The sequence below is a fragment of the Agromyces capsici genome, assembly GCF_058349965.1.
In genome coordinates this window covers 839,143-862,459 of record NZ_JBYRET010000002.1, presented here as the reverse complement: position 1 = coordinate 862,459, position 23,317 = coordinate 839,143, and the positions used below count along the sequence as shown (strand labels likewise).

Annotated in this window: 21 protein-coding genes, 1 tRNA gene and 1 other RNA gene; 10 read left to right on the top strand and 13 right to left on the bottom strand. The window is 72.4% G+C overall.

The window, feature by feature from the left end:
* Nucleotides 1-44 precede the first annotated feature (44 nt).
* Together AC3RKB_RS17780 and AC3RKB_RS17775 are read right to left on the bottom strand one after the other, a co-directional pair.
* On the bottom strand, nt 45-539 hold the full coding sequence (locus AC3RKB_RS17780) for an NfeD family protein (protein ID WP_491437634.1): 495 nt from the start codon (nt 537-539) through the stop codon (nt 45-47).
* A 129-nt stretch (nt 540-668) separates the two neighbouring features.
* Nucleotides 669-1,373 carry a hypothetical protein gene (locus tag AC3RKB_RS17775; protein WP_491437633.1) on the bottom strand — a complete coding sequence of 235 codons (705 nt, stop codon included), beginning with the start codon at nt 1,371-1,373 and terminating at the stop codon, nt 669-671.
* Nucleotides 1,374-1,548: 175 nt separating this feature from the next.
* On the opposite strand from AC3RKB_RS17775, the gene AC3RKB_RS17770 reads away from it, so the two are divergent.
* Nucleotides 1,549-3,309, top strand: a complete 1,761-nt coding sequence (locus AC3RKB_RS17770) for a bifunctional 3'-5' exonuclease/DNA polymerase (RefSeq protein ID WP_491437632.1) — start codon at nt 1,549-1,551, stop codon at nt 3,307-3,309.
* Here AC3RKB_RS17770 and AC3RKB_RS17765 read toward each other — a convergent pair.
* Nucleotides 3,291-3,902 (bottom strand): PadR family transcriptional regulator, encoded by a 612-nt coding sequence (locus tag AC3RKB_RS17765; protein WP_491437630.1) that lies wholly within the window; start codon nt 3,900-3,902, stop codon nt 3,291-3,293. The genes AC3RKB_RS17770 and AC3RKB_RS17765 overlap by 19 nt on opposite strands.
* Before the next feature lie 206 nt (nt 3,903-4,108).
* On the opposite strand from AC3RKB_RS17765, the gene AC3RKB_RS17760 reads away from it, so the two are divergent.
* A complete protein-coding gene (locus tag AC3RKB_RS17760; protein WP_491437629.1) occupies nt 4,109-4,630 on the top strand; it encodes a DUF3145 domain-containing protein in 522 nt (173 codons plus the stop codon).
* A gap of 157 nt (nt 4,631-4,787) precedes the next feature.
* On the opposite strand, the gene AC3RKB_RS17755 is transcribed toward AC3RKB_RS17760, so the two are convergent.
* From AC3RKB_RS17755 to aceE, 6 genes are all read right to left on the bottom strand, one after another.
* The gene (locus AC3RKB_RS17755) at nt 4,788-6,023 is read right to left on the bottom strand and encodes a beta-ketoacyl-[acyl-carrier-protein] synthase family protein (RefSeq protein WP_491437628.1); all 1,236 of its coding nucleotides are present in this window, start codon (nt 6,021-6,023) and stop codon (nt 4,788-4,790) included.
* A gap of 66 nt (nt 6,024-6,089) precedes the next feature.
* A complete protein-coding gene (locus AC3RKB_RS17750; protein ID WP_491437627.1) occupies nt 6,090-6,338 on the bottom strand; it encodes an acyl carrier protein in 249 nt (82 codons plus the stop codon).
* 70 nt (nt 6,339-6,408) lie between these two features.
* Complete coding sequence (locus tag AC3RKB_RS17745) at nt 6,409-7,413, bottom strand: beta-ketoacyl-ACP synthase III (RefSeq protein ID WP_491437626.1); 1,005 nt, start codon at nt 7,411-7,413, stop codon at nt 6,409-6,411.
* A 27-nt stretch (nt 7,414-7,440) separates the two neighbouring features.
* Nucleotides 7,441-8,361, bottom strand: a complete 921-nt coding sequence (locus tag AC3RKB_RS17740; RefSeq protein WP_491437625.1) for an ACP S-malonyltransferase — start codon at nt 8,359-8,361, stop codon at nt 7,441-7,443.
* A gap of 91 nt (nt 8,362-8,452) precedes the next feature.
* The gene (locus AC3RKB_RS17735; RefSeq protein ID WP_491437624.1) at nt 8,453-9,667 is read right to left on the bottom strand and encodes a PucR family transcriptional regulator; all 1,215 of its coding nucleotides are present in this window, start codon (nt 9,665-9,667) and stop codon (nt 8,453-8,455) included.
* Nucleotides 9,668-9,681: 14 nt separating this feature from the next.
* Nucleotides 9,682-12,408 (bottom strand): pyruvate dehydrogenase (acetyl-transferring), homodimeric type, encoded by a 2,727-nt coding sequence (gene aceE / locus AC3RKB_RS17730; protein ID WP_491437623.1) that lies wholly within the window; start codon nt 12,406-12,408, stop codon nt 9,682-9,684.
* A gap of 162 nt (nt 12,409-12,570) precedes the next feature.
* Between aceE and AC3RKB_RS17725 the strand changes: the two genes are divergently transcribed.
* Nucleotides 12,571-13,032, top strand: a complete 462-nt coding sequence (locus tag AC3RKB_RS17725; RefSeq protein ID WP_491437622.1) for a peroxiredoxin — start codon at nt 12,571-12,573, stop codon at nt 13,030-13,032.
* 41 nt (nt 13,033-13,073) lie between these two features.
* Here AC3RKB_RS17725 and AC3RKB_RS17720 read toward each other — a convergent pair whose 3' ends face one another.
* Nucleotides 13,074-13,772 (bottom strand): hypothetical protein, encoded by a 699-nt coding sequence (locus AC3RKB_RS17720; protein WP_491437621.1) that lies wholly within the window; start codon nt 13,770-13,772, stop codon nt 13,074-13,076.
* Nucleotides 13,773-13,846: 74 nt separating this feature from the next.
* On the opposite strand from AC3RKB_RS17720, the gene AC3RKB_RS17715 reads away from it, so the two are divergent.
* The 4 genes from AC3RKB_RS17715 (at nt 13,847) to rnpB (ending at nt 15,971) form a co-directional block, all read left to right on the top strand.
* A tRNA-Val gene (locus AC3RKB_RS17715) sits at nt 13,847-13,919 on the top strand.
* Between the two features lie 54 nt (nt 13,920-13,973).
* A complete protein-coding gene (locus tag AC3RKB_RS17710; protein WP_491437620.1) occupies nt 13,974-14,795 on the top strand; it encodes a Nif3-like dinuclear metal center hexameric protein in 822 nt (273 codons plus the stop codon).
* Between the two features lie 34 nt (nt 14,796-14,829).
* A complete protein-coding gene (locus AC3RKB_RS17705; protein WP_491437619.1) occupies nt 14,830-15,567 on the top strand; it encodes a zinc ribbon domain-containing protein in 738 nt (245 codons plus the stop codon).
* 28 nt (nt 15,568-15,595) lie between these two features.
* Nucleotides 15,596-15,971: RNase P RNA component class A (gene rnpB / locus AC3RKB_RS17700), an RNA gene on the top strand.
* Nucleotides 15,972-15,993: 22 nt separating this feature from the next.
* On the opposite strand, the gene ppgK is transcribed toward rnpB, so the two are convergent.
* Nucleotides 15,994-16,749: a polyphosphate--glucose phosphotransferase gene (ppgK, locus tag AC3RKB_RS17695; protein ID WP_491437617.1), complete on the bottom strand. Its 756-nt coding sequence runs from the start codon at nt 16,747-16,749 to the stop codon at nt 15,994-15,996.
* A 34-nt stretch (nt 16,750-16,783) separates the two neighbouring features.
* A complete protein-coding gene (map, locus tag AC3RKB_RS17690) occupies nt 16,784-17,647 on the bottom strand; it encodes a type I methionyl aminopeptidase (protein ID WP_491437615.1) in 864 nt (287 codons plus the stop codon).
* An 11-nt stretch (nt 17,648-17,658) separates the two neighbouring features.
* On the opposite strand from map, the gene AC3RKB_RS17685 reads away from it, so the two are divergent.
* Nucleotides 17,659-17,844 (top strand): SPOR domain-containing protein, encoded by a 186-nt coding sequence (locus tag AC3RKB_RS17685; RefSeq protein WP_465542743.1) that lies wholly within the window; start codon nt 17,659-17,661, stop codon nt 17,842-17,844.
* 48 nt (nt 17,845-17,892) lie between these two features.
* On the opposite strand, the gene panB is transcribed toward AC3RKB_RS17685, so the two are convergent.
* Entirely contained in the window at nt 17,893-18,780 is an 888-nt protein-coding gene (panB, locus tag AC3RKB_RS17680) for a 3-methyl-2-oxobutanoate hydroxymethyltransferase (protein WP_491437614.1), read from the bottom strand.
* An 86-nt stretch (nt 18,781-18,866) separates the two neighbouring features.
* Between panB and AC3RKB_RS17675 the strand changes: the two genes are divergently transcribed.
* Nucleotides 18,867-20,204, top strand: coding sequence for a glutamine synthetase family protein (locus AC3RKB_RS17675; protein ID WP_491437613.1), 1,338 nt, complete (start codon nt 18,867-18,869; stop codon nt 20,202-20,204).
* 13 nt (nt 20,205-20,217) lie between these two features.
* Nucleotides 20,218-23,232 carry a bifunctional [glutamine synthetase] adenylyltransferase/[glutamine synthetase]-adenylyl-L-tyrosine phosphorylase gene (locus AC3RKB_RS17670; protein WP_491437611.1) on the top strand — a complete coding sequence of 1,005 codons (3,015 nt, stop codon included), beginning with the start codon at nt 20,218-20,220 and terminating at the stop codon, nt 23,230-23,232.
* The last annotated feature ends 85 nt before the right edge of the window (nt 23,233-23,317 follow it).

Here is a 23,317-nt window from a genome sequence, read left to right as displayed (position 1 = left end):
GAGTCCTTCCGGTTCGGGTCTGGTGCGGGGGAGGTCTCGAGGGATCAGGCGCGCTCGGGAACGACCTTCACGCGGCCGCCGACATGCTCGACGACCGTGACGCGCGAGCCCTCGGCGATGGGCGCATCGGCGTACGCGAGGCGGCGCTCGAGCTCACCGGGACCGTCGAGGCTGACCTCGCCGCCGGCCTCGGTGATGGACGCGGTGGCGACGCCCGTGAGTCCGACCGCCGAGGCGGGCACGCCGTCGGAGCTGCGTGCGAGCGAGCGGACGAAGGCGACGGATGCCACGTAGGCGACGAGCGCGAGGACGGCGGCGAGCACGTACGCCCAGACGAGGTCGAGGCCGGCACTCACGGTGAGCGCGCCGGACGCGCCGAAGACCGTGAGCCCCACTGCGAGCGCCGTTCCCGAGATCATCCCGTCGCCGATCTCGAAGTGGTCGAGCACGTCGCCGATGACGAGCGAGATCACGAGCAGGGCGAGGCCGAGGCCCCCGACGATCAGGAACGGAAGGAGCAACGAGGGGCCTTTCTGCATGAGGAAGTCCCCGCTCGGGTCGACGGGGACGGACTCACCATAGTGGGCCGGAACCCCGCCGACCAGAGGGAAGGATGCCCATCCGGAGGAATCGCTCCGGAATCGGGCGCGGAGGGCTCCGATGCCCGCTCACGAGGCCACGGTGCCGGGTACTCGCAGGCGATCGACCGCGGCGTCGCCGCGGATGACGGCCATGAGGCGCACGACCTCGTCGACCACCTGGGCGTTCACGGTGCGGCAGGCGACGCTGTACGGGCCGATCGGCTCGAGCCCGCCCGCGCGGATGCGGATGACCTCCCAGCCGACCTCACGCAGCGCAGCATCCTTCTCGACGTCGGAGCCCTCCTTGAGCCCGCGGTGCGCGCGGCCGGAGCGGCCGGGATCGTCGTACTCGATCGCGATACGCAGCTCGGCGACCAGGATGTCGGGCCACACCTCCTGTCGCCCGTAGAACGTGCGCGCGGTGCGCACCGCGTTCGCGCGGTGGTGCAGTCGCACGCGTTCGCCGAGCAGCGCGCGCAGCCGCTGCTCGGTCATCGAGGTGCCGACGCGCAGGCCGGGCTTCATGAACGGCATGCCGGCCTCGCGGGCTGCGCCCGGGGCAGCCGCGTTCGCCCGGCACTTGACGCAGCCGGGACCGGTGAGCACGTCGATCACCGTCGCACGGTAGCGGTCGTGACCGCGGCGGCACTGCCAGTCGTACTCGGCGCCGACGCGGGTCTCGGCCGCGAGCGCGCGCCGCTGCGGGGGCGCCACCCGACCGAGGAGCTCGCGTCGCGTGCGCTGCGTCTCGTCGAGCAGCATGCACAGCGGGCACGGACGACGGATGCCCACCGCGGCCGGATCCTCCGGTGCCGCCCCATGGCCGCACCCGAACCTCACCGCGACCATGTCGCGCACTCGTCTCGCATGCCGACATCATCACGGATGCCGCCGACACCGGCGTCACGCGACCGGCTCCGTGCGGTCACGAACCGCGATGTCGCCGGCTCGGGGGAGAATCGTCGACGTGCGGATCGCGGTCGCGGCCACGCGCGGTGGGCGCGCGGAGCTCGTCGACCCCGAGGGCGATCTGCGCATCGAACTCGACCGAGACGCCCTGCCCGGCGAGGTCGCCCGTCTCGAGTCATCGCTGGCCCCGCGCTGGGTGTGGCGCGACACCACGGAGTGGGCGCCCGGGCTGCTGGCACAGGGCGTGCAGGTTGCGCGGTGCCACGACCTGCGGCTGTGCGGCGCGATCCTCGCGTCGTCGACGCGCGTCTCGGAGGGATCGGGGCGCGAACCGGCCCGGCCCGCGTGGCTGCCTCCCGGGCCTGCGGAGGCGGCGGCGATCGGCGCCCTGCCGACCGCGGTCTCCGTCGACCGGGGCCCGGCGCTGTTCGATCTCGATGCCGAGCCCGATCTCGGCGGCGGTCCACGGGCCGGCGCCCCAGGCCAGCCCACTGCCGACGACCTCGTCGCCGAGCACGACCGGCAACTTGCACTCGTCGACGGTTCGGAGCAGCCGGCGGCGCTCCGGCTCCTGCTCGCCGCGGAGTCGGCGGGCGCGCTCGTCGCAGCCGAGCTCCGGGCCGCGGGACTGCCGTGGGACCGGCGCGTGCACGAGCAGGTGCTGCACGACGCGCTCGGCGCCCGTCCCTCGCCCGGGCGGAAGCCGGCCCGGATGGAGGAGCTCGCCGAGGCCGTGCGCGCGGCGCTCGAGGCCCCGAAGCTGAACCTCGACTCGCAGGCCGACCTGCTGCGCGCGCTGCGCAGCGCGGGCATCGCCGTCGATTCGACGGCGCGTTGGGAGCTGCGGGAGCACGACCATCCGGCCATCCCGCCGCTCATCGCCTACAAGCGCCTCGCGCGGCTGCTCTCGGCGAACGGCTGGAGCTGGCTCGACGAGTGGATCGTCGACGGCCGGTTCCGCGCCGACTACGTGGCGGGCGGCACCGCGACCGGCCGCTGGGCGACCGCGGGCGGGGGAGCGCTGCAGCTGCCCAAGGCGGTCCGCGGCGCGGTCGCCGCCGACCCGGGGTGGACCCTCGTGGTCGCCGACGCCTCGCAGCTCGAACCCCGCGTGCTCGCGGCGCTCGCGCGCGACTCCGCGATGGCTGCGGCGGGGCGCGGCCGCGACATGTACCGATCGATCGTCGACGCGGGCGTCGTGGCCACGCGCGACGAGGCGAAGGTCGCGCTGCTCGGCGCGATGTACGGCGCGACCACGGGCGACAGCGGCCGGCTCGTGCCGCGGCTCGCGCGGGCGTACCCTCGCGCGATGGCGCTCGTCGACCGCGCGGCACGCGACGGCGAGGCGGGTCGGTCCGTCACCACGCTGCTCGGGCGGTCGTCGCCGGTCCCGCCCGAGCGGTGGCACGACCTCCAGGCCCGCGCCACCCAACCCGACGCCACCGAGGCCGACGAGCGACGCGCCCGCTCGGCGGCGCGCGAATGGGGGCGCTTCACGCGCAACTTCGTCGTACAGGGCACGGCCGCCGAGTGGGCCCTGTGCTGGCTCGCCGGGGTGCGCAATCGCCTCACCACCTTCGGCGTGCCCCCGACGGCGACGCCCGCGATCGCGTCCGGTCCGGCATTCGAGCGGATGCCGCACCTCGTGTACTTCCTCCATGACGAGCTGATCGTGCACACGCCCGTCGAGCTCGCCGACGAGGTCGCCGCCGCCGTGCGCGAGGCCGCCGTCGAGGCGGGCCGGATGCTGTTCGGGCACGCGCCCGTCGAGTTCCCGCTCGACCTCGTCACGACGCGGAGCTACGCGTCGACCGGCTGAGGCTCGGGCGAGGGGCGCGCGGGGCGGCGGCCGCGGCGTGGTCGCTCGGCGCTCGGTGCGAACTCGAGCGCGGCGCCATCCGCTCGGCCCACCGCCTCGAGCCACGCGATCGCCGCGTCAGCCCTCGCGAGATCGGCGCGGTCGGCGAGCGCGGCGAGGGACGCAGGACCGGCGCCCGCGGGCGATGCCGCACGGTCGTCGGCGAGTCGCTCGGCGTCGGCGCGACGCCCCGCCCACCGCGCGCGCTCGCCGGCGACGATGGGGGTCGCATCGACCGCGGGCAGGGAGAGCGCGATCAGCACACGGTCGATCGTCTCGTGCCAGGGATCGGCGCCGGCGGCATCGGCCCCGGCGAGCCAGGCCGCCGCCGCAGCGCGCCCCGACGAGGTCGTCCGGTACAGCGGCAGGCCGTCGTCGGTCGTGCCGGCCGGCTCGATCAAGCCCTGCGCGGTCAGGCGATCGAGCGTGGCGTACGTCTGGCCGACGTTGATCTCGCGCCGGCCCCCGGTGCGCGCGGCCAGCCCGCCGTGCAACTGGAAGCCGTACGCCGGCCCGTCGAGCAGCAGCACCAGCAGTGCGTCGCGTACGGCCACCCAGGTCTCCTTCGCCCGCGGGCGATCAACTCACCCGGTGAGCAGTTTAGCGGCGTTCACCGGCCTGTCCCTTGTGATTCCAGCGCAGTTGCGGGCATACTCGACCTGACGACTCGTCGTCGCCAATCGAATACTCGCGCTCACGCCGAGCCCGCACGTTTCCGAGGTCGTAGGGGAAGACGCACCTCACGAGAACGGAGCAGGAGATGGCGGAGCAGGTCACGCGGGCCGTACGCGCCGCGCGAGGAATGCTGTTCGTGCATTCGTCGCAGCGGGCGCTCTGCCCGCATGTCGAGTGGGCGGCAGGCCGTGCGATCGGCACGGCCGTCAACTTCGACTGGGCCGAGCAGCCCGTGCTGCCCGGAACCATGCGCGCCGAGTTCTCCTGGACGGGGGAGCCCGGAACCGGGGCCCGGATCGCGTCGGCCCTGCGAGGTTGGGAGCAGCTCCGGTTCGAGGTGAGCGAGGACCCGGGCGCGGGCTCCGACGGCGCGCGCTGGATGCACACCCCCGAGCTCGGCGTCTTCTACGCGCAGACCGACGCCGCCGGCAACATGGTCGTCCCCGAAGATCGCATCCGCTACGCGATGGAGGTCGCCGCGTTCGACGCGGCCGAGCTCCACCGCGAGCTGCGCCTCGCGCTCGGGCAGGCGTGGGACGACGAGCTCGAGCCGTTCCGGCACGCCAGCGACTTCGCGCCCGTGGTCTGGCTGCACCGCGTGGGATGAGACCCGCCGCCAGGTGGCGCGACGCGTTCGCCGGTCGACTCCGTCCCGGTAGCGCACGACCGTAACCGCCGCGGCGATGCATCGGGCCCCGGCGCCGTGAGGCGACCGGGGCCCGATGCACGTCCGGGTGACGGATGCCGCGGCATCCGCTCGCAGGTCAGACGCTGCGGAACGCGGCGACGGCGTTGTGACCGCCGAAGCCGAACGAGTTGCTGATCGCCACGAGGTCGCCGTCGCCCAGGGCGCGCGGCGAGGTCACCACGTCGAGCGCGATCTCGGCGTCCTGATCGGTGAGGTTGATCGTCGGCGGGACCGTGCGCTCGTGGAGCGCGAGGACCGTGAAGATCGCCTCGATCGCGCCGGCACCGCCGAGCAGGTGCCCGGTCGAGGCCTTCGTCGCGGTGACCGCGATCTCGTCGAGGTGGTCGCCGAAGACCCGGCGCAGCGCGTTGTACTCGGCGATGTCGCCGACGGGCGTGCTCGTGGCGTGCGCGTTGACGTGCACGACGTCGGTCAGGTTCGCACCGGCACCCTCGATCGCGGCCTTCATGGCACGGGCCGCCGCGGACCCCTCGGGGTCGGGCGCCGTGATGTGGTACGCGTCGCTCGTGATCGCGCCGCCGAGCAGCTCGGCGTAGATGCGCGCGCCGCGGGCCTTCGCGTGCTCCTCGGTCTCGAGGACGAGCGCGGCACCCCCCTCGCCCATCACGAAGCCGTCGCGGCCGACGTCGTACGGGCGCGACGCGATCGCCGGGTCGTCGTTGCGGCGCGACAGCGCCTGCATCGAGTTGAACGACGCGATGGTGATGGGGTGGATGGCCGACTCGGAACCGCCCGCGATGACGACGTCGGCGACGCCGTCCTGCAGGTGCTCCCAGGCGTTCACGAGCGACTCGGTGCTCGACGCGCACGCCGAGACGACGGTGCGGATGCCGGCTCGGGCGTGCAGGTCCATTCCGACGGCGGCGCCCGGCCCGTTCGGCATGAGCATCGGGACGGTCATGGGCAGCACTCGGCGCGGCCCGCGCTCGCGCAGGGTGTCCCACGCATCGAGCAGGGTCCACACGCCGCCGATGCCGGTCGCCCAGTCGACGGCCAGTCGCTCGGGCTCGACGTGGGGTGCCCCGGCGTCGGCCCAGGCCTCGCGGCCCGCGATCAGCGCGAACTGGCTCGACGGGTCGAGCCGCTTGACCTCGTGCCGTTCGAGCACGTCGGCCGCGGGAACCTTGGCGGTCGCGGCGAAGGTCACGGGCAGCTCGTACTTCGCCACCCAGTCCTGCTCGATGGTGCGCGCGCCGGACTCGCCAGCGAGCAGGGCCTTCCAGCTGTCACGGGCGGTGCCGCCGATCGGCGTGGTCGCACCGATGCCCGTGATCACGATCTTCTTGGTCATACGAAATCACTCCCGTGGGGGCGGGACGACAGACGGGTCGGCTCGCGCCGACCCGTCCGTTCGTCTCTAGGCCTGGGCGCCGACGATGAAGTCGACGGCGTCGCCGACGGTCTTGAGGTTCTTGACCTCTTCGTCGGGGATCTTCACGTCGAACTTCTCCTCGGCGTTGACGACGATCGTCATCATCGAGATGGAGTCGATGTCGAGGTCGTCGGTGAACGACTTGTCCGCCTCGACCGTGTCGGTCGCGATACCGGTCTCGTCGTTGATCAGCTCGGCCAGGCCGGCAAGCACTTCGTCGCGGGACAATGCCATGGTTCTTCTCCTTGCAGGGGTGTCTCGTCGTATGACCGAGACACAGTCTAGATGGACGGGGATCGGCGGCTCAGGGCAGAACCACCACTTGGGCGCCGAACACGAGTCCGGCGCCGAAGCCGATCTGGAGGGCGAGGCCCCCGGAGAGCTCGGGGTTCTCCTCGAGCAGTCGGTGCATCGCGAGCGGGATGGAGGCCGCCGACGTGTTGCCGGTCGTCACGATGTCGCGTGCGATCACGACCGACTCGGGCAGCTTCAGCTGCTTGGCGAACTGGTCGATGATACGCATGTTCGCCTGGTGCGGGATGAACGCGGCGAGGTCGTCGGCGGTGATGCCCGCGGCATCCAGCGCCTCCTTGGCGACCTTGGCCATGTCCCAGACGGCCCAGCGGAAGACGGTCTGGCCCTCCTGCCGGAGCGTCGGCCACTCCGCCCCACCCTCGCGGTACTCGATGAGCGTGTGGTTCATGCCGACCGCGCCGGCCTTGGAGCCGTCGGAGCCCCAGACCGTGGCGCCGATGCCGGGCTCCTCGCTGGGCCCCACCACGACCGCGCCGGCGCCGTCGCCGAGCAGGAACGAGATCGTCCGGTCGGTCGGGTCGACCACGTCGGAGAGCTTCTCGGCGCCGATCACGAGCGCGTAGTGCGCGGCGCCGGCGCGGATGAGCGCGTCGGCCTGTGCGACGGCGTACGCGTAGCCGGCGCATGCCGCGTTCATGTCGTAGGCCGCCGCGGGGTTCGCCCCCACGCGGTCGGCGACGACCGCCGCGATCGACGGCGTCTGCTGCACGTTCGAGATGGTCGCGACGATCACGAGGTCGATCCGGTCGGCCGGGATGCCGGACCGCTCGATCGCCTCGCGCCCAGCGTCGGTCGCGAGGTCGACCGCGAGCACGTCGGCTCCCGCGCGGACCCTCGTGACGATGCCGGTGCGCTGGCGGATCCACTCGTCGGAGGAGTCGATCGGGCCGACCAGGTCGTCGTTCGGCACGGCGTTCTCGCCGCGGGCCGCACCCACGGAGTAGAGGCGGGTGAAGGCGGGTCCGTGCGACTGGGTGAGCGTGGGGTGCGTCATGCGTTCTCTCGTCGGGATCGGGGTGGGTTACGCGGCCTGCTCGAGCAGCTCGATCGCGGCGGGCAGGTCGTCGGGCGTCTTGACGGCGACGGTCGGCACGCCCTTGAGTGCGCGCTTGGCCAGCCCGACGAGCGCGCCGGCCGGCGCGAGCTCGATGAGGCCGGTGACGCCGGCCGCGGCGAACGAGTCCATGCAGCGGTCCCAGCGGACGGGCGAGGCGACCTGGCCCACGAGCAGGTCGAGGAACTCGGCGCCCGAGGCGACCTGCGAGCCGTCGCGGTTGGTCCAGAGGGTGATGCCGGGGTCGGAGACGTCGAACGAGGCCGCGACGTCGGCGAGGCGCTCGCGTGCGGGCTGCATGTACCGCGTGTGGAACGCGCCGGCGACCTGCAGCGGAATGACGCGCGCCCCAGCGGGGGGCTCGGCCTTGAGCTGCTCGAGCGCCTCGACGGCTCCGGCGACGACGACCTGGCCGCCGCCGTTGAAGTTCGCGGGCTCGAGGCCGAGCGCCTCGAGGCGGGCGAGCAGGTCGGCCTCGTCGGCGCCGATCACCGCGCTCATGCCCGTGGGCGCGAGCGCAGCGGCATCGGCCATGGCACGGCCGCGCGCGGCGACGAAGCGCATCGCATCGGCGTCGGCGAGGACGCCGGTCGCGGCGGCCGCCGTGATCTCGCCGACCGAGTGACCGGCCACGCCGCCGAGCCGCGCGGCACGGCCGCCGTCGATCAGCGCGCCGAAGGTCAGGATCCCGGCGGCGACGATGAGCGGCTGGGCGATCGCGGTGTCGCGGATGGTGTCGGCGTCGCTCTCGGTCCCGTGCAGCGCCAGGTCGATGCCCGCGGCGTCGGAGAGGCCGGCCAGGCGGTCGGCGAACGCGGGCTCGGCGAGCCAGGGAGCGAGGAAACCGGGGGTCTGGGAGCCCTGTCCAGGGCAGACGACGACGATCACCGCTCCAGTCTGCCAATCCGGCGAGGGTCGTGTGTGTGCACTCGCGACAAGGTATCCAGGATGCCGTTGTGCCGACGACACATACGTGTGGTCAACTCGAGGGCCGGCGGCGCGGCGCCGCGTCGTGGTCGCTCATCGACCCGATGATCAGCGCCGACTGCAGGATGAGCGCCTCGCGCGCGCCCGTGGCATCCCACCCGATGACGTCGGAGACGCGCTTCAGGCGGTACCGGACGGTGTTCGGGTGGACGAACAGCTCGCGCGCCGTCGCCTCGAGCGAGCGGCCGTTGTCGAGGTAGCTCCAGAGCGTCGTGAGCAATTCGGTCGAGTGCGCCTGCAGCGGCCGGTAGATGCGGTGCACGAGGGTCGCGCGCGCGAGCGGGTCGCCCGCCAGCGCGCGCTCGGGCAGCAGGTCGTCGGCATGCACCGGCCGCGGCGCGTGCCGCCACGACCGCGCCACCGCGAAGCCCGCGAGGGCCGCCTTCGCGCTCTTGCCGGCGTCGACGAGGTTCGCGACCTCGTGCCCGAGCACGAGGTGCCCCGCGCCGAAGTGCGGCTCGAGCTGGGTCGCGATCTCCATGAACGTCAGCGCCGGCGCGGTGCCGACCGATTCCTCGCCCTCGGGTCCGCGCGGGTCGGCGCGGCCGATGACGACGACGAGCCGATTGCCCTGCACGCCCACGAGGACGTCGGCCTGCATGTGACGGGCCGCCCGGCGGACCTGGTCGACGTCGAACAGCTTCGGCGCCGTGCCCACGAGCACCGCGACCTCGCCGTGGCCATGCCAGCCGAGGGCCGCGATGCGGCTCGGCAGCTCGTCGTCGTACTCGCCCGAGAGGATCGAGTCGACGACGAGCGCCTCGAGGCGCGCGTCCCAGAGGCCGCGCGCCTCGGCCGCACGAGCGTAGACGTCGGCGGCCGCGAAGGCGATCTCGCGCGAGTAGAGCAGGATCGACTCCCGCAGCAGCTCGCCGCCGTCCTTGACCCGCTCCTCGACGACCTCGACGGTGACGCGGATGAGCTGCAGCGTCTGCTGCAAGCTCACGGATCGCAGCAGTTCCCGGGGCGCCGCGCCGAACACGTCGGCCGCGATCCACGGCGTCGACCGCGGATCGTCGAACCAGGAGATGAACGAGGTGATGCCCGCCTGCGCCACGAGCCCGACCGCCGAGCGCCGGCTCGGCGGCATCTCGCCGTACCAGGGCAGCGTGTCCTCGAGACGCTTGAGCGTCTGCGTGGACAGCTCACCCGAGATGGTGCGCAACCACGCGAGGGTCTCCGCCTTGGTCCTGGGCTTCGTCGCCACCGTCGGAACGCCTGCTAGCTCTCGCCGCCGGCGGTGCCGGTCGTGCCCGCGTTCACGTCGTGGAGCCGGTACTTCTCGATCGCCTGGCCGGGCAGCGCACGGTCGACCTCGCCGCGGTCGGCGAGCAGCTCGAGGGTGCGAACCACCACCGAGGGGCCGTCGATCTTGAAGTAGCGGCGGGCCGCCGGACGCGTGTCCGAGAAGCCGAAGCCGTCGGCGCCGAGCGTGGCGTACTGGCCGGGGACGTACGGACGGATCTGCTCCTGCACCGCGCGCATGTAGTCGGACACCGCGACGAACGGTCCGCGGGCTCCGGCGAGCTTCTGCGTGAGGTACGGAACGCGGCGCTCGGCGTCGGGGTGCAGGAAGTTGTGCTCGTCGACCGCGAGTCCGTCGCGGTTGAGCTCGCCCCAGCTGGTCACCGACCACACGTCGGCGGACACGCCCCAGTGCTCGGCGAGCAGCTGCTGCGCCTCGAGGATCCACGGCACCGCGACGCCCGACGCGAGCAGCTGCGCCTTCGGCCCGTCGCCGTGCGATTCGGCGACCCGGTGGATGCCGCGGACGATGCCCTCGACGTCGACGCCCTCGGGCTCGGCCGGCTGCACCAGCGGCTCGTTGTAGACCGTGAGGTAGTACATGACGTTCGGGTCGGGGTGGTTGCCGCCGTACATCCGGTCGAGGCCCGAGTGGACGATGTGCCCGATCTCGTACCCGTAGGCCGGGTCGTACGAGACGACCGCCGGGTTCGTCGCCGCGATCAGCGGCGAGTGGCCGTCGGCGTGCTGCAGGCCCTCGCCGGTGAGCGTGGTGCGGCCCGCGGTGGCGCCGATCATGAAACCGCGGGTCATCTGGTCGCCGGCCGCCCAGATCGCGTCGCCCGTGCGCTGGAACCCGAACATCGAGTAGAACACGTAGATCGGGATGAGCGGCTCGCCCTGAGTCGAGTACGACGTGCCGACCGCGGTGAACGCGGCGAGCGCACCGGCCTCGTTGATGCCGACGTGGATGATCTGGCCCTGCGGGCTCTCCTTGTAGGCCAGGAGCAGCTCGCGGTCGACCGAGGTGTAGTGCTGGCCGTTCGGGTTGTAGATCTTGGCGTTCGGGAAGAAGGCGTCCATGCCGAAGGTGCGGGCCTCGTCGGGGATGATCGGCACGATGCGGTTGCCGAAGTCCTTCGAGCGCATGAGGTCCTTCAGCAGCCGGACGAACGCCATCGTCGTGGCGATCTCCTGCGTGCCGGAGCCCTTCTTCGCGATCGCGTACGCCGAGTCGTCGGGCAGCGAGATCGGCGTGTGCGTCGCGCGCCGCTCGGGCAGGTAGCCGCCGAGTTCGCGACGCCGCTCGTGCATGTAGCGGATCGCCTCGTCGTCGTTGCCGGGGTGGTAGTACGGCGGGAGGTAGGGGTTCTCCTCGAGCTGCGCGTCGGAGATCGGGATGCGCATCGTGTCCCTGAAGGTCTTCAGGTTGTCGAGCGTCATCTTCTTCATCTGGTGGGTCGCGTTGCGGCCCTCGAAGGCGGGACCGAGGCCGTAGCCCTTGATCGTCTTCGCGATGATGACGGTCGGCTGGCCCTTGTGCTCCATGGCGGCCTTGAAGGCGGCGTACACCTTGCGGTAGTCGTGGCCGCCGCGCTTGAGGCCCCAGACCTGGTCGTCGGTGAGGTCCTTGACGAGCTCGAGCGCGCGCGGATCGCGGCCGAAGAAGTTCTCGCGCACGTACGCGCCGGACTCCGCCTTGTAGGTCTGGTAGTCGCCGTCGGGCGTGACGTTCATGAGGTTGCGCAGCGCCCCGTCGTGGTCGCGCGCGAGCAGGTCGTCCCACTCGCGGCCCCAGACGACCTTGATGACGTTCCATCCGGCGCCGCGGAAGAAGCTCTCGAGCTCCTGGATGATCTTGCCGTTGCCCCGCACCGGGCCGTCGAGCCGCTGCAGGTTCGCGTTGATGACGAACGTGAGGTTGTCGAGGCCCTCGTTCGCGGCGACCTGGAGCTGGCCGCGGCTCTCGACCTCGTCCATCTCGCCGTCGCCGAGGAAGGCCCAGACGTGCTGGTCGGAGGCGTCCTTGATGCCGCGGTTGGTGAGGTACTTGTTGGCCTGGGCCTGGTAGATCGCGTTGATCGGCCCGAGGCCCATCGACACGGTGGGGAACTGCCAGAACTCGGGCATGAGCCGCGGATGCGGGTACGACGAGAGGCCGTTCGGCGCGTGCGACTTCTCCTGCCGGAAGCCGTCGAGCTGGTCGGCGGTGAGCCGGCCCTCGAGGAAGGCACGCGCGTAGGTGCCGGGGGAGGCGTGGCCCTGGACGAAGATCTGGTCGCCGCCGCCGGGGTGGTCCTGGCCGCGGAAGAAGTGGTTGAACCCGACCTCGTAGAGCGCCGCCGACGACGCGTACGTGGAGATGTGGCCGCCGACCGCGATGCCGGGGCGCTGCGAGCGGTGCACCAGCATGGCCGCGTTCCAGCGGATCCACGCGCGGAAACGACGCTCGATCTCCTCGTCGCCGGGGAACTCGGGCTCGTTCTCGGGGGCGATCGTGTTCAGGTAGTCCGTGGTCGGCACCATCGGCACGCCCAGGTGCAGCTCCTTGGAGCGCTTGAGCAGGCTGAGCATGATCTCACGCCCGCGCTGGTGGCCCTTCTCCGCGACGAGGGCGTCGAGGGACTCGGCCCACTCGTTGGTCTCCTCCGGATCGGAGTCCATCGCCTCGACCGAGTACGGGTCCTGGTCGTTGACAGTCACACGCGACCTCTCTCTTCAGCAGATCGTGCCGTCTCGTCGGTGCGTGCGCACGACGAAGCGACCGGGTCACGGTCGCGGGCACCACGCCATCCTAGTGATTCTACGGCCGCTGTGACGGGGCTAGGCTGGCGCGCGTCCCGACCCGGTCGTCAGGAGGCGCACGTGATCCTCGGCCCCGGCGCCCTCGCGCCCGAATTCGACCTGCCCGACCAGCACGGCGCCCCGCAGCGGCTCGCCGATCGGCGCGGCCTCCGTCCCGTCGTGCTCGTGTTCGTGCCCTTCGCGTTCTCGCGCACGTGCACTGGCGAGCTGCGCGAGCTCGACGCGCACGCCGACCTGTTCGAGACGGCCGGAGCCGAACTGCTCGTGGCCTCCGTCGACGCGAAGTACGCGCTCCGGGCCTGGGGCGAGGCCGAGGGCGTCGGCGTGACCCTGCTGTCGGACTTCTGGCCGCACGGCGCGGTCGCCCGCGCGTACGGTGCATTCGACGAGCGCGCCGGGTACGCCACGCGGGCGTCGTTCGCGATCGGCGCCGACGGGGTCATCCGTTCGTCGTTCGCGACCGGCCCGGGCGAGGCGCGCCCCGTTTCCGCGTACCGCGAGGCCCTCTCCGCGCTGGGCTGACGACGACGTCGAGCGGATGCCGCGTGGCGGCGCGTCCGGTCTCAGCCGAGGATGCCGACCGACCGGGCGATGACGAGCGCGAGGATCACGAAGCCGCCGAACGCCTGCAGGCCCATCAGCAGCTTCATGCGCTGCGAGAGGGGGATGGCGTCGCTGGCGCTGAAGGCCATGCTGTTCGACAGCGAGGTGTAGAAGTAGTCGACGAACCGGGGCGTCCAGTCCATGATCGCGGAGGACCGCGCCGCCACCTCGGCCACGGCGTCGTGGTCCTCGTCCTGGGGAAAACGCAGGTCGGCCGCCGGCAGTTCGGTCCGCGCCCAGGTCGTGCGCACGACCGGGCCGCCGCGGTCCAGTTCCCAGAACAGCAGCGCGAACCCGATGACGTTCGCGACCCAGACCTGGAGGGCGGCGAGCAGGAGGCCGGGGGCGTCGTGATGCCCGCCGATGAGCTTGGAGACGATTACGACCAGCGCGACCTGGTTGACGAGCACGAGGAGCAGGGCGAACCCGACGGAGACGATCCGGTACCACCTCGGCTGGCGGACCAGCCGGTGCGGGTTGACGATCGAGATCGTGACGAGGAACGCGAGGCCCGCGCCGACGATCACGAAGCGCTGCACGCCGACGAGCGTGTTCGGCAGCAGCGCGTACAACGCGAGCGCCGCCAGCAGCGCTAGCACCGCCGGCCAGCGGTACTCGGGCTCGGCGGTCCGGCTCGGATGCCGCGTCGCCACCTCCATGCCCGTGAGTCTAGGCCCGCTCGGATACCATGGGCGTGCGCCGCACTGCGGGCCCACCGGCCCGGCGCGGCGAGGGGCCTTTAGCTCAGTTGGTAGAGCGCCACGCTTACACCGTGGATGTCGTCGGTTCGAGCCCGGCAGGGCCCACCCGAACGACCTCGACGCCCCGGAACCGGCGATGCGCGGCGCTAGGCTGGGCGGGTGCCCGTTCCCCTCGCCGACCTGCTCGCGACCGTGGAGCGACTCTGGCCCGTGTCCGGCGCCGAGCCGTGGGATGCACCGGGGCTCGTGACCGGAGACCCGGCGCGCGAGGTATCCCGGGTCGTGCTCGCGGTCGACGCGGTCGCCGCGACCGTCGACGAGGCCGTCGCCGCCGGCGCCGACGTGCTCGTCGCGCACCATCCGCTGCTCCTCCGGGGCGTCACCTCGATCGCCGAGGACCGCTACAAAGGCGCCCTGCTCGCGAGGCTCATCCGCGCCGACTGCGCGCTCGTCGCCGCGCACACCAACGCCGACGTCGTCGAGACCGGCACGTCGGCCGTCCTGGCCGAGCGGCTCGGCCTGGTCGACGCGACCCCGATCGTGCCCGGTGCGACGGATTCCGCGCGCGGCCTCGGTCGCGTCGGACGCCTCGCCGAGCCGACCACCCTGGGCCGCCTGGCCCGTCGCCTCGCCGAGGTGCTGCCGCCCACGGCGAGCGGCGTGCGCGCGGCCGGCGGTTTCGACGACCCGATCGAGACCGTCGCGGTGTGCGGCGGAGCGGGCGACTCGTTGCTCTCGCACCCCGCCGTGCAGGGCGCCGACGTCTACGTCACCGCCGACCTGCGCCACCACCCGGCATCCGAGGCGCGCGAGCAGGCCGTGCTCGGCGGCGGCCCGGCGCTCATCGACGTCTCGCACTGGGCGAGCGAGTGGGTGTGGCTGGATGCTGCGGCCGCCGAGCTCCGTGCCGCGCACCCCGACCTCGAGGTCGCCGTGAGCGACCTCCGCACCGACCCGTGGGACTTCCAGGTCCTGCAGTGACCCGTCCCGCCCCCATCCCCACGAGGAGCACCACGTGAAGGCCAGTCCCGCCGACCAGCAGCAGCTGCTGCGTCTCCAGTCGATCGACACGCGCCTGCAGCAGCTCGCCCACCGGCTCCGCTCGCTCCCGCAGACGGCCGAGCTCACCGCGCTCGCCGACCGCGACGCCGGCGTGCGCACGCGCCGCGCCGAGGCGGTCGGCGCGCTCGAGGACGCGCGCACCGAGCTCGGCCGCATCGAGTCCGACGTCGAGGTCGTCGAGAAGCGCATCGCACGCGACGGCGAGCGGCTCACGCACACCTCATCGATGAAGGATGTCGCGGCGCTCGAGTCCGAGCTCGTCTCGCTCCGCAAGCGCCTCAGCGACCTCGAGGACCAGGAGCTGGTCGTCATGGAGAAGGTCGAGGCGGCCGAGGCGCACGTCGCCGACATCGACGCCGAGCGCGCCGAGGTGGCCGCCGACGTCGCGCGCCTCGAGGGCGAGCGCGACGAGGCCGCAGGCGGCCTCGCGACGGAGCGCGACGGGGCCGAGCGCGACCGCACCACGGTCGCGGGCACCGTTCCGGCCGAGCTGCTCGCCTTCTACGAGCAGCGTCGCGCCCGCGGCGGCGGCGTCGGCGCCGCGCTGCTGCGGCAGCGCACCTGCGGCGGCTGCACGATGACCCTCACGGGGTCCGACCTCGAGGCGGTGCGGCGCGCGGCTCCCGACGAGGTCGTGCAGTGCCCGGAGTGCGATCGCATCCTCGTGCGCACCGACGAGTCGGGGCTCTGAGCGCCCTCGGGTACGCTGGAAGGGCGAGCGGGTCGGCAAGACGGCCGCGTCGTCCGAGCGATCGGGCGCCGAGGAACGTCCGGGCTCCGCAGGGCAGGACGGTGGGTAACGCCCACCCGGGGTGACCCGCGAGACAGTGCCACAGAAAGCAGACCGCCACGGGCCTCGGCCCGCGGTAAGGGTGAAACGGTGGGGTAAGAGCCCACCAGCGGCCGCGGTGACGCGGTCGGCTCGGTAAACCTCGTCCGGAGCAAGGCCAGACAGGGAACGATGGGGCGGCCCGTCCCGTTCCCGGGTAGGCCGCTGGAGGGCTGCGGCGACGCAGCTCCGAGAGAGATGGCCGTCCAGCCGGTGTCGCGCAAGCGCCCGGTGAACAGAACCCGGCGTATCAGCCGGCCCGCTCGCACCCCACCTCGCGCCGCTCGGCTAGAAGCGGGCGGCGAGCGCCGCCGCGCCCAGCAGGCCGGCGTTGTTGCGGAAGGCCGCGGGGACGATCGGGGTCGCCAGCGAGAGCAGCGGCAGGAACTCGTGGTGGTGCTTGGAGACGCCGCCGCCGACGACGAACAGGTCGGGCGAGAACAGGAACTCGACGTGCGAGTAGTAGCGTTGCAGGCGCTCGGCCCACGCCGCCCACGAGAGCTGCTCGCGCTCCATGGCCGAGTACGCCGCGCGATCCTCCGCATCGTGCCCGTCGATCTCGAGGTGGCCGAGCTCGGTGTTCGGCACCAGCACGCCGTCATACAGGAAGGCCGAGCCGATCCCGGTGCCGAGCGTGGTCAGGATCGCGAGCCCGCGCTCGCCCTTCGCGGCGCCGAATTGCGATTCGGCGTAGCCGGCGGCATCCGCGTCGTTGATGAAGTGGATGGGGCTGCCGAGTTCGCGTTCGAACAGCTGCTCCGCCTCGAGACCGATCCACTCGTCGGAGATGTTCGCCGCCGAGAGCGTGCGGCCGTGCTTGACGATCGCGGGGAAGCACACCCCGAGCGGCAGCGAGGTGTGGCCCTGGCCTGCGATGATCGCGAGCAGCTGTCCGGTGGCCTCGAGGATGTCGCCGGGCCGGCCGCCCGCGGGCGTCTTGATCTTGACGCGCTCGGTGAGGAGCTCGCCGGTGCCGAGGTCGACGACCGCGCCCTTGATGCCCGTGCCGCCGATGTCGATGCCGATCGCACGCTCAGTCGCCATGGCGCCACCCTATCGCGGGCCTCACCGGCGGCGTTCAGGGCAAGGTCAGGATCTCGGCGCCGCGCTCGGTGACGACGAGCGTGTGCTCGAACTGCGCGGTGAGCGACCGGTCGCGCGTCACCACGGTCCAGTCGTCGGCCCAGAGGTCCCATTCGGTCGTGCCCAGCGTGAGCATCGGCTCGATCGTGAACACCATCCCGGGCTCGAGCAGGGTCGTCGCCTCGGGCGCGTCGTAATGGGGGATCACGAGACCGGTGTGGAACGCGCGGCCCACGCCGTGGCCGGTGTAGTCGCGCACGACGCCGTAGCCGAACCGCTTCGCGTACGACTCGATCGCGCGCCCGATCACGTTCACCTGCCGACCGGGCGCGACGGCGCGGATGCCGCGGGCGAGTGCCTCGCGCGTGCGCTCGACGAGCAGGCGAGCCTCCTCGCTCGCCTCCCCGACGAGGAAGGTGTGGTTGAGGTCGCCGTGGTAGCCCTCGAGGTACGCCGTGACGTCGATGTTCACGAGGTCGCCGTCCTCGAGCACGGTGTCGTCGGGGATCCCGTGGCAGATCACCTCGTTGACCGAGGTGCACGAGGACTTCGGAAACCCGCGGTAGCCGAGCGTCGACGGGTAGGCGCCGTGCGCGACCACGAACTCGTGGGCGATGCGGTCGAGCTCGTCGGTGGTGACTCCCGGGCGTATCGCCGCCGCGGCCGCCTCGATCGCGCCCGCCGCGACACGCCCGGCCGCCCGGATCAGCTCGATCTCGTCGGGGGAGTAGCGGTCGCCGCCGGTGTTCGGCGAGGGCGCCGCACGGCCGACGTACTCGGGCCGGGCGATCGCCGCCGGAACGGCGCGCATCGGCGACGGTCGGCCGGGGATCACGTGGCCGGCGGGGTCCTTGGGCATAGGATCAGCCTATGTCGCGGGACGCCGAGCATCAGTTCTGGTACAACCTCAACACCGGCGAGGTCGAGGAGGGGATGGTCTCCCCGGCGGTCGAGCGCGTCGGGCCGTTCGAGACGCGCGCCGAGGCCGAGCACGCCCTCGAGATCCTCCGGGCCAACAGCGCCAAGTGGGCCGAGGAGGAAGCCGCGGAGGAGTGAGCCGCGCGCCGGCACGCGTACGAGCGCGCCGGCTGCGAGCCGTGCCTCTCAGTAGGAATGCTCCTCGGTCGGGTACGCCCCCGACGCGACATCGGCCCGCCAGGCGGTCGCCGCTTCGCTGAGGACGCCGGCGAGGTTCGCGTACTGCTTCACGAACTTCGGGATGCGGCCGGTGGTCAACCCAGCCCAGTCGGTCCACACGAGCAGCTGGCCGTCGCAGTGCGGGCCGCCGCCGACCGAGATCGTCGGGATGTGCAGCCGCTCGGTGACCTGTCGCGCCGCGTCGGCGGGGACCATCTCGAGCACCACGGCGAACGCGCCGGCGTCCTGCACCGCCTCGGCGTCGGCGAGCAGCTGCTTCACGCCCTCGCCGCGACCCTGGATGATGTGGCCGCCGAGCCCGTGCTCGCTCTGCGGCGTGTAGCCGATGTGCGCCATCACCGGGATGCCGGCACCGACGATGCGGCGGATCTGCTTGTGGCTGCGCTCACCGCCCTCGAGCTTGACCGCGTGCGCGCCCGTCTCCTTCATGAAGCGGATGGCGGTGTGCAGGGCCTCGTCGGGACCGTTCTCGTACGACCCGAATGGCATGTCGGCGACGACGAACGCGCGCTGGACGGCGCCCGCGACGGCTCGGGTGAGGGGGATGAGCTCGTCGACCGTGACCGGAAGTGTGGTCTCGTAGCCGAGCACGTTGTTGCCCGCCGAATCGCCGACGAGCAGGAAGTCGATGCCGGCCTCGTCGAAGATGTGCGCCGTGAGCGCGTCGTAGCTCGTGAGCCCGGTGATCTTGATGCCCTCGCGCTTGGCGTTCTGGAAGTGCCGGGTGCGCACTCGCTTCGGGCCGCCCGTGACCGCGGCCGCGCCGCCGTACGGGTTCTCGGGAACGGCGGAGTCGCCTGCGGACGCTGCGTCGGTGGATGCGGTGTCGGACATGTCGTCATCCTCGCACAGGGCGCCGTCACCCGGCGGGGCGGGGCGGCGCGACCCAGTACGCTGAAGAGCATCGAGGAAGGGTGTGCATGGACAAGCAGCGCGACTTCGTTCTTCGGACCATCGAGGAACGAGGGGTCAAGTTCGTCAGGCTCTGGTTCACCGACGTCGTCGGCACCCTGAAGTCGGTCGCCATCGCGCCGGCCGAGGTCGAGGGCGCGTTCACCGAGGGCATCGGCTTCGACGGCTCGGCGATCGAGGGGCTCAGCCGCACGTTCGAGTCCGACCTGCTCGCCTACCCCGACCCCACGACGTTCCAGACCCTCCCGTGGCGGGGCGACATCGACCCGACCGCGCGCATGTTCTGCGACATCACGACGCCCGACGGCGAGCCCGCCGTTGCCGACCCCCGCAACGTGCTGAAGCGCACGCTGGCGCGCGCCGCCGACCGCGGATTCACGTTCTACACGCACCCCGAGATCGAGTTCTACCTGCTGAAGTCGAGCAAGTACGGCCCCGAGGGCCCGCAGCCCGTCGACTCGGCGGGCTACTTCGACAACGTGCCCGGCGGCACCGCGCACGACTTCCGCCGGCGTTCGGTCCGCATGCTCGAAGACCTCGGCATCTCGGTCGAGTTCAGCCACCACGAGGCGGGCCCCGGCCAGAACGAGATCGACCTGCGCTACGCCGACGCGCTCACGACGGCCGACAACATCATGACCTTCCGCACGGTCGTGAAGGAGGTGGCGATCGAGCAGGGCGTCTACGCGACCTTCATGCCGAAGCCCTTCTCGCACTACCCGGGCTCGGGCATGCACACGCACCTCTCCCTCTTCGAGGGCGATGCCAACGCGTTCTACGAGCAGGGCGCGCAGTACCAGCTCTCCAAGATCGGCCGGCAGTTCATCGCCGGACTGCTGCGCCACGCCAACGAGATCTCGGCCGTGACGAACCAGTTCGTCAACTCGTACAAGCGCCTCTGGGGCGGCGACGAGGCCCCGAGCTTCATCTGCTGGGGGCACAACAACCGGTCCGCGCTCGTGCGCGTGCCGCTGTACAAGCCGAACAAGGGCCAGAGCGCTCGCGTCGAGTACCGCGCGATCGACTCCGCAGCGAACCCCTACCTGGCGTTCTCCCTCCTGCTCGCGGCGGGCATGAAGGGCATCGAGGAGGGGTACGAGCTCCCGCCCGAAGCGGAGGACGACGTGTGGGCGCTGACCGACAGCGAGCGCCGGGCGCTCGGCTATCGGCCGCTGCCCGCGAGCCTCGACCACGCGATCGAGTACATGGAGGAGTCCGAGCTCGTCGCCGACACGCTCGGCGAGCACGTGTACAACTACGTGCTGGCGAACAAGCGGGCCGAGTGGCGCGACTACCGCACGCAGGTCACGCCGTTCGAGCTGCACCGCAATCTCGAGATCCTCTGACGAGACCGGTCGGATGACGCGCCAAGTGCCCATGCTCGGCGCGCTCGCGCGCGCCGGGTTCGACGACCTCGACCTGGCGGCCGCCCGGCTGAGCGACCTGGCGGAGGCGGCCGGGCTCGTGCCTGACACGCTCCTCGACGCGTTCGCGGCCGCCGGCGACGCCGACCAGGCGCTCGCCGAGCTGCAGCGGCTCTTCGAGCGCACCCCCGAGGCCGTCCGCGCCGTCCTGCACGACCCGGCATCGCTCGACCGCGCCGCGCGCCTCCTCGGCGGGTCCCGCGGGCTCGCCGAGTTCCTGCTGCGCAACCCCGACGAGCTCGCCGTGCTCCACGACGAGCCCGGGCGACCGCCGTCGGCCGACGCGGCCCGGGCCGAACTCGTCGACGCCGTGGCATCCGTCGACGGGCCCCTCGCCTCGCTCGCCGACGCGGGCGCCAGGGCGCTGCGCGTGCGCTACCGCCGCGTGCTCGCCCGGATCGCGATCTGGGACCTCACGCGCAGCGATGCGGTCGCCGCGGTCGACACCGTCGCCGCCGGCCTCGCCGACCTCGCGGGCGCGGCCCTCGACGCGGCGCTGCACCTCGCGCGCCGCACGGTCGGCCGCGCCGACGGCGAGCCGGCCGCCCCGGGCCGGTTCCCCGCCGCGGAGGTCGAGGCGACGCGCCTGGCGATCATCGGCATGGGCAAGGCGGGCGCGCGGGAACTCAACTACGTCAGCGACGTCGACGTGATCTTCGTCGCCGAGTCGGCCGACGAGGAGGCGGCGTCGACCGCCCGGGCGCTCGACATCGCCACCCGTCTCGCGATGACCGCGATGCGGCTCATCGGCGAGCCCGGCATCGAACCCCCGCTGTGGGAGGTCGACCCCAACCTCCGGCCCGAGGGGAAGGACGGCGCACTCGTACGCACGCTCGAATCGCACCTGCAGTACTACGACCGGTGGGCGAAGAGCTGGGAGTTCCAGGCCCTGCTGAAGGCGCGCCCGCTCGCGGGCGACCCCGACCTCGGCGACCGGTACGCCGCCGGCGTCGCCCCCAAGGTGTGGGCGAGTTCGTCCCGCGAGGGCTTCGTCGAGTCGGTGCAGCGCATGCGCGAACGCGTCACCGAGCACATCCCGGCCGACGAGGTCGACGTGCAGCTCAAGCTCGGCCCCGGCGGCCTGCGCGACATCGAGTTCACCGTCCAGTTGCTGCAACTCGTCCACGGAGCGACCGACGATGCGATCCGCCAGCCCGGCACGCTGCCCGCCCTCGCCGCACTCGCCGAGCACGGCTATGTCGGGCGCGAGGAGTCGGCCGAGTTCTCGCGCGACTATCGGGTGCTCCGTGTGCTCGAGCACCGCCTGCAGCTGGCACGCCTCCGACGCACCCACCTCATGCCGCGCGACGCGGCCGCGACCCGGGTGCTCGCCCGCGCGTCCGGACTCGCCCGGAGCGCCGAGGAGCTCACGACCGTGTGGCAGGCGACACGCCGGCGCGTGCGCGGGCTCCACGAACGGCTCTTCTACCGGCCGCTGCTCTCGGCCGTGGCGGCGCTGCCCGCCGACGGGCTCGGGCTGACCAGCGAGCAGGCCGCCGCGCGGCTCGCGGCGATCGGCTTCGTGGATCCGAGAGGCGCGCTCGCCCACATCGGCGCCCTCACCGCCGGCGTCTCCCGGCGGGCCACCATCCAGCGCCACCTCATGCCCGTGCTCATCTCGTGGTTCGCCGACGGCGCCGACCCCGACTACGGACTGCTCGCGTTCCGACGGATCAGCGACACGCTCGGTACCACGCACTGGTACCTGCGCCTGCTCCGGGACTCCTCCGATGCAGCGCTCCGGCTCACTCGCGTGCTGTCGGGCTCCCGCTTCGCGGGTGAGCTGCTCGAGCGCATCCCCGAGGCGGTCGCCTGGCTGGAGGATCTCGACGAGCTGCGCCCACGCCAGCTCGCCGGGCTCCGCGAGGAGGCGTCGGCGGTGCTCGCCCGCCACTCCGAGCTCGATCCCGCCGCGAAGGTGCTCCGTGCGATGCGCCGTCGCGAGGTGCTCCGCCTCGCGCTCGCGGCGATGCTCGACGTCTGCACGATCGAGGAGCTCGGCCACGGCCTGAGCGACGTGGTCGAGACCCACATCGACGCGCTCGTCCGCGCCATCCGCCGCGGCGACGACGGCATCGAGTTCGCCGTCATCGGGATGGGACGCTTCGGGGGCCGGGAGCTCGGCATCGGCTCCGACGCCGACATCCTCTACGTGTATCGCCCCGCGGGGGCCGAACCCGATGCCGCGCACTCGCGCGCGCTGAAGATCGTGTCCGAGCTCGTCCGGGTCAGCGAGGACGCGCGCCTGCCGTTCGAGCTCGACGCCGACCTCCGCCCCGAGGGACGCAATGGGGTGGTCGCCCGCTCGCTCGACGCGTACCGCGCCTACTACGCGCGATGGTCGCTGACCTGGGAGGCGCAGGCGCTCCTTCGCGCACGCGGCGTCGCCGGCGACCCGGCACTCGTCGAGGACTTCACCGAGCTGGCCGACAGCGTGCGCTATCCGGCCGAGATCGCCGAGCGCGAAGTCCGCGAGGTCAAGCGCATCAAGGCCCGCGTCGAGAACGAGCGCCTCCCGCAGGGCGCCGACCCGACGCGTCACCTGAAGCTCGGACGCGGGTCGCTGAGCGATGTCGAGTGGTTCGTGCAGCTCGTCCAGCTCGAGCACGCGGCCGACGTCCCGTCACTGCGCACGACGTCGACGCTCGACGCGCTCACCGCGTCCGTCGCGGCCGAGCTCGTGGACGCCCGCGATGCCGAGACGCTGCGCGCGGCGTGGGTCTTCGCCTCCCGGGCCCGTTCTGCCCTCACGCTCTGGCTCGACCGCACGACCGACGTCCTGCCGGTGGAGCGCACGCAGCTCGAGGGCGTGGCGCGCATCATGGGCTACCCGCCGGGTTCCGCGACCCGGCTCGAGCACGACTACCTGCAGGTCACGCGGCGGGCCCGCGCCGTGTTCGAGCGCGGCTTCTACGGCCTCGAACCCAAGCGCGAGCCGACCACGGGCTGAGCCGCGGCATCCGCTCGCTCGCTCGCGCACACGCCACGAGGGCCCGTGTCGCAGATCGCGACACGGGCCCTCGGCTCTCTGGGGG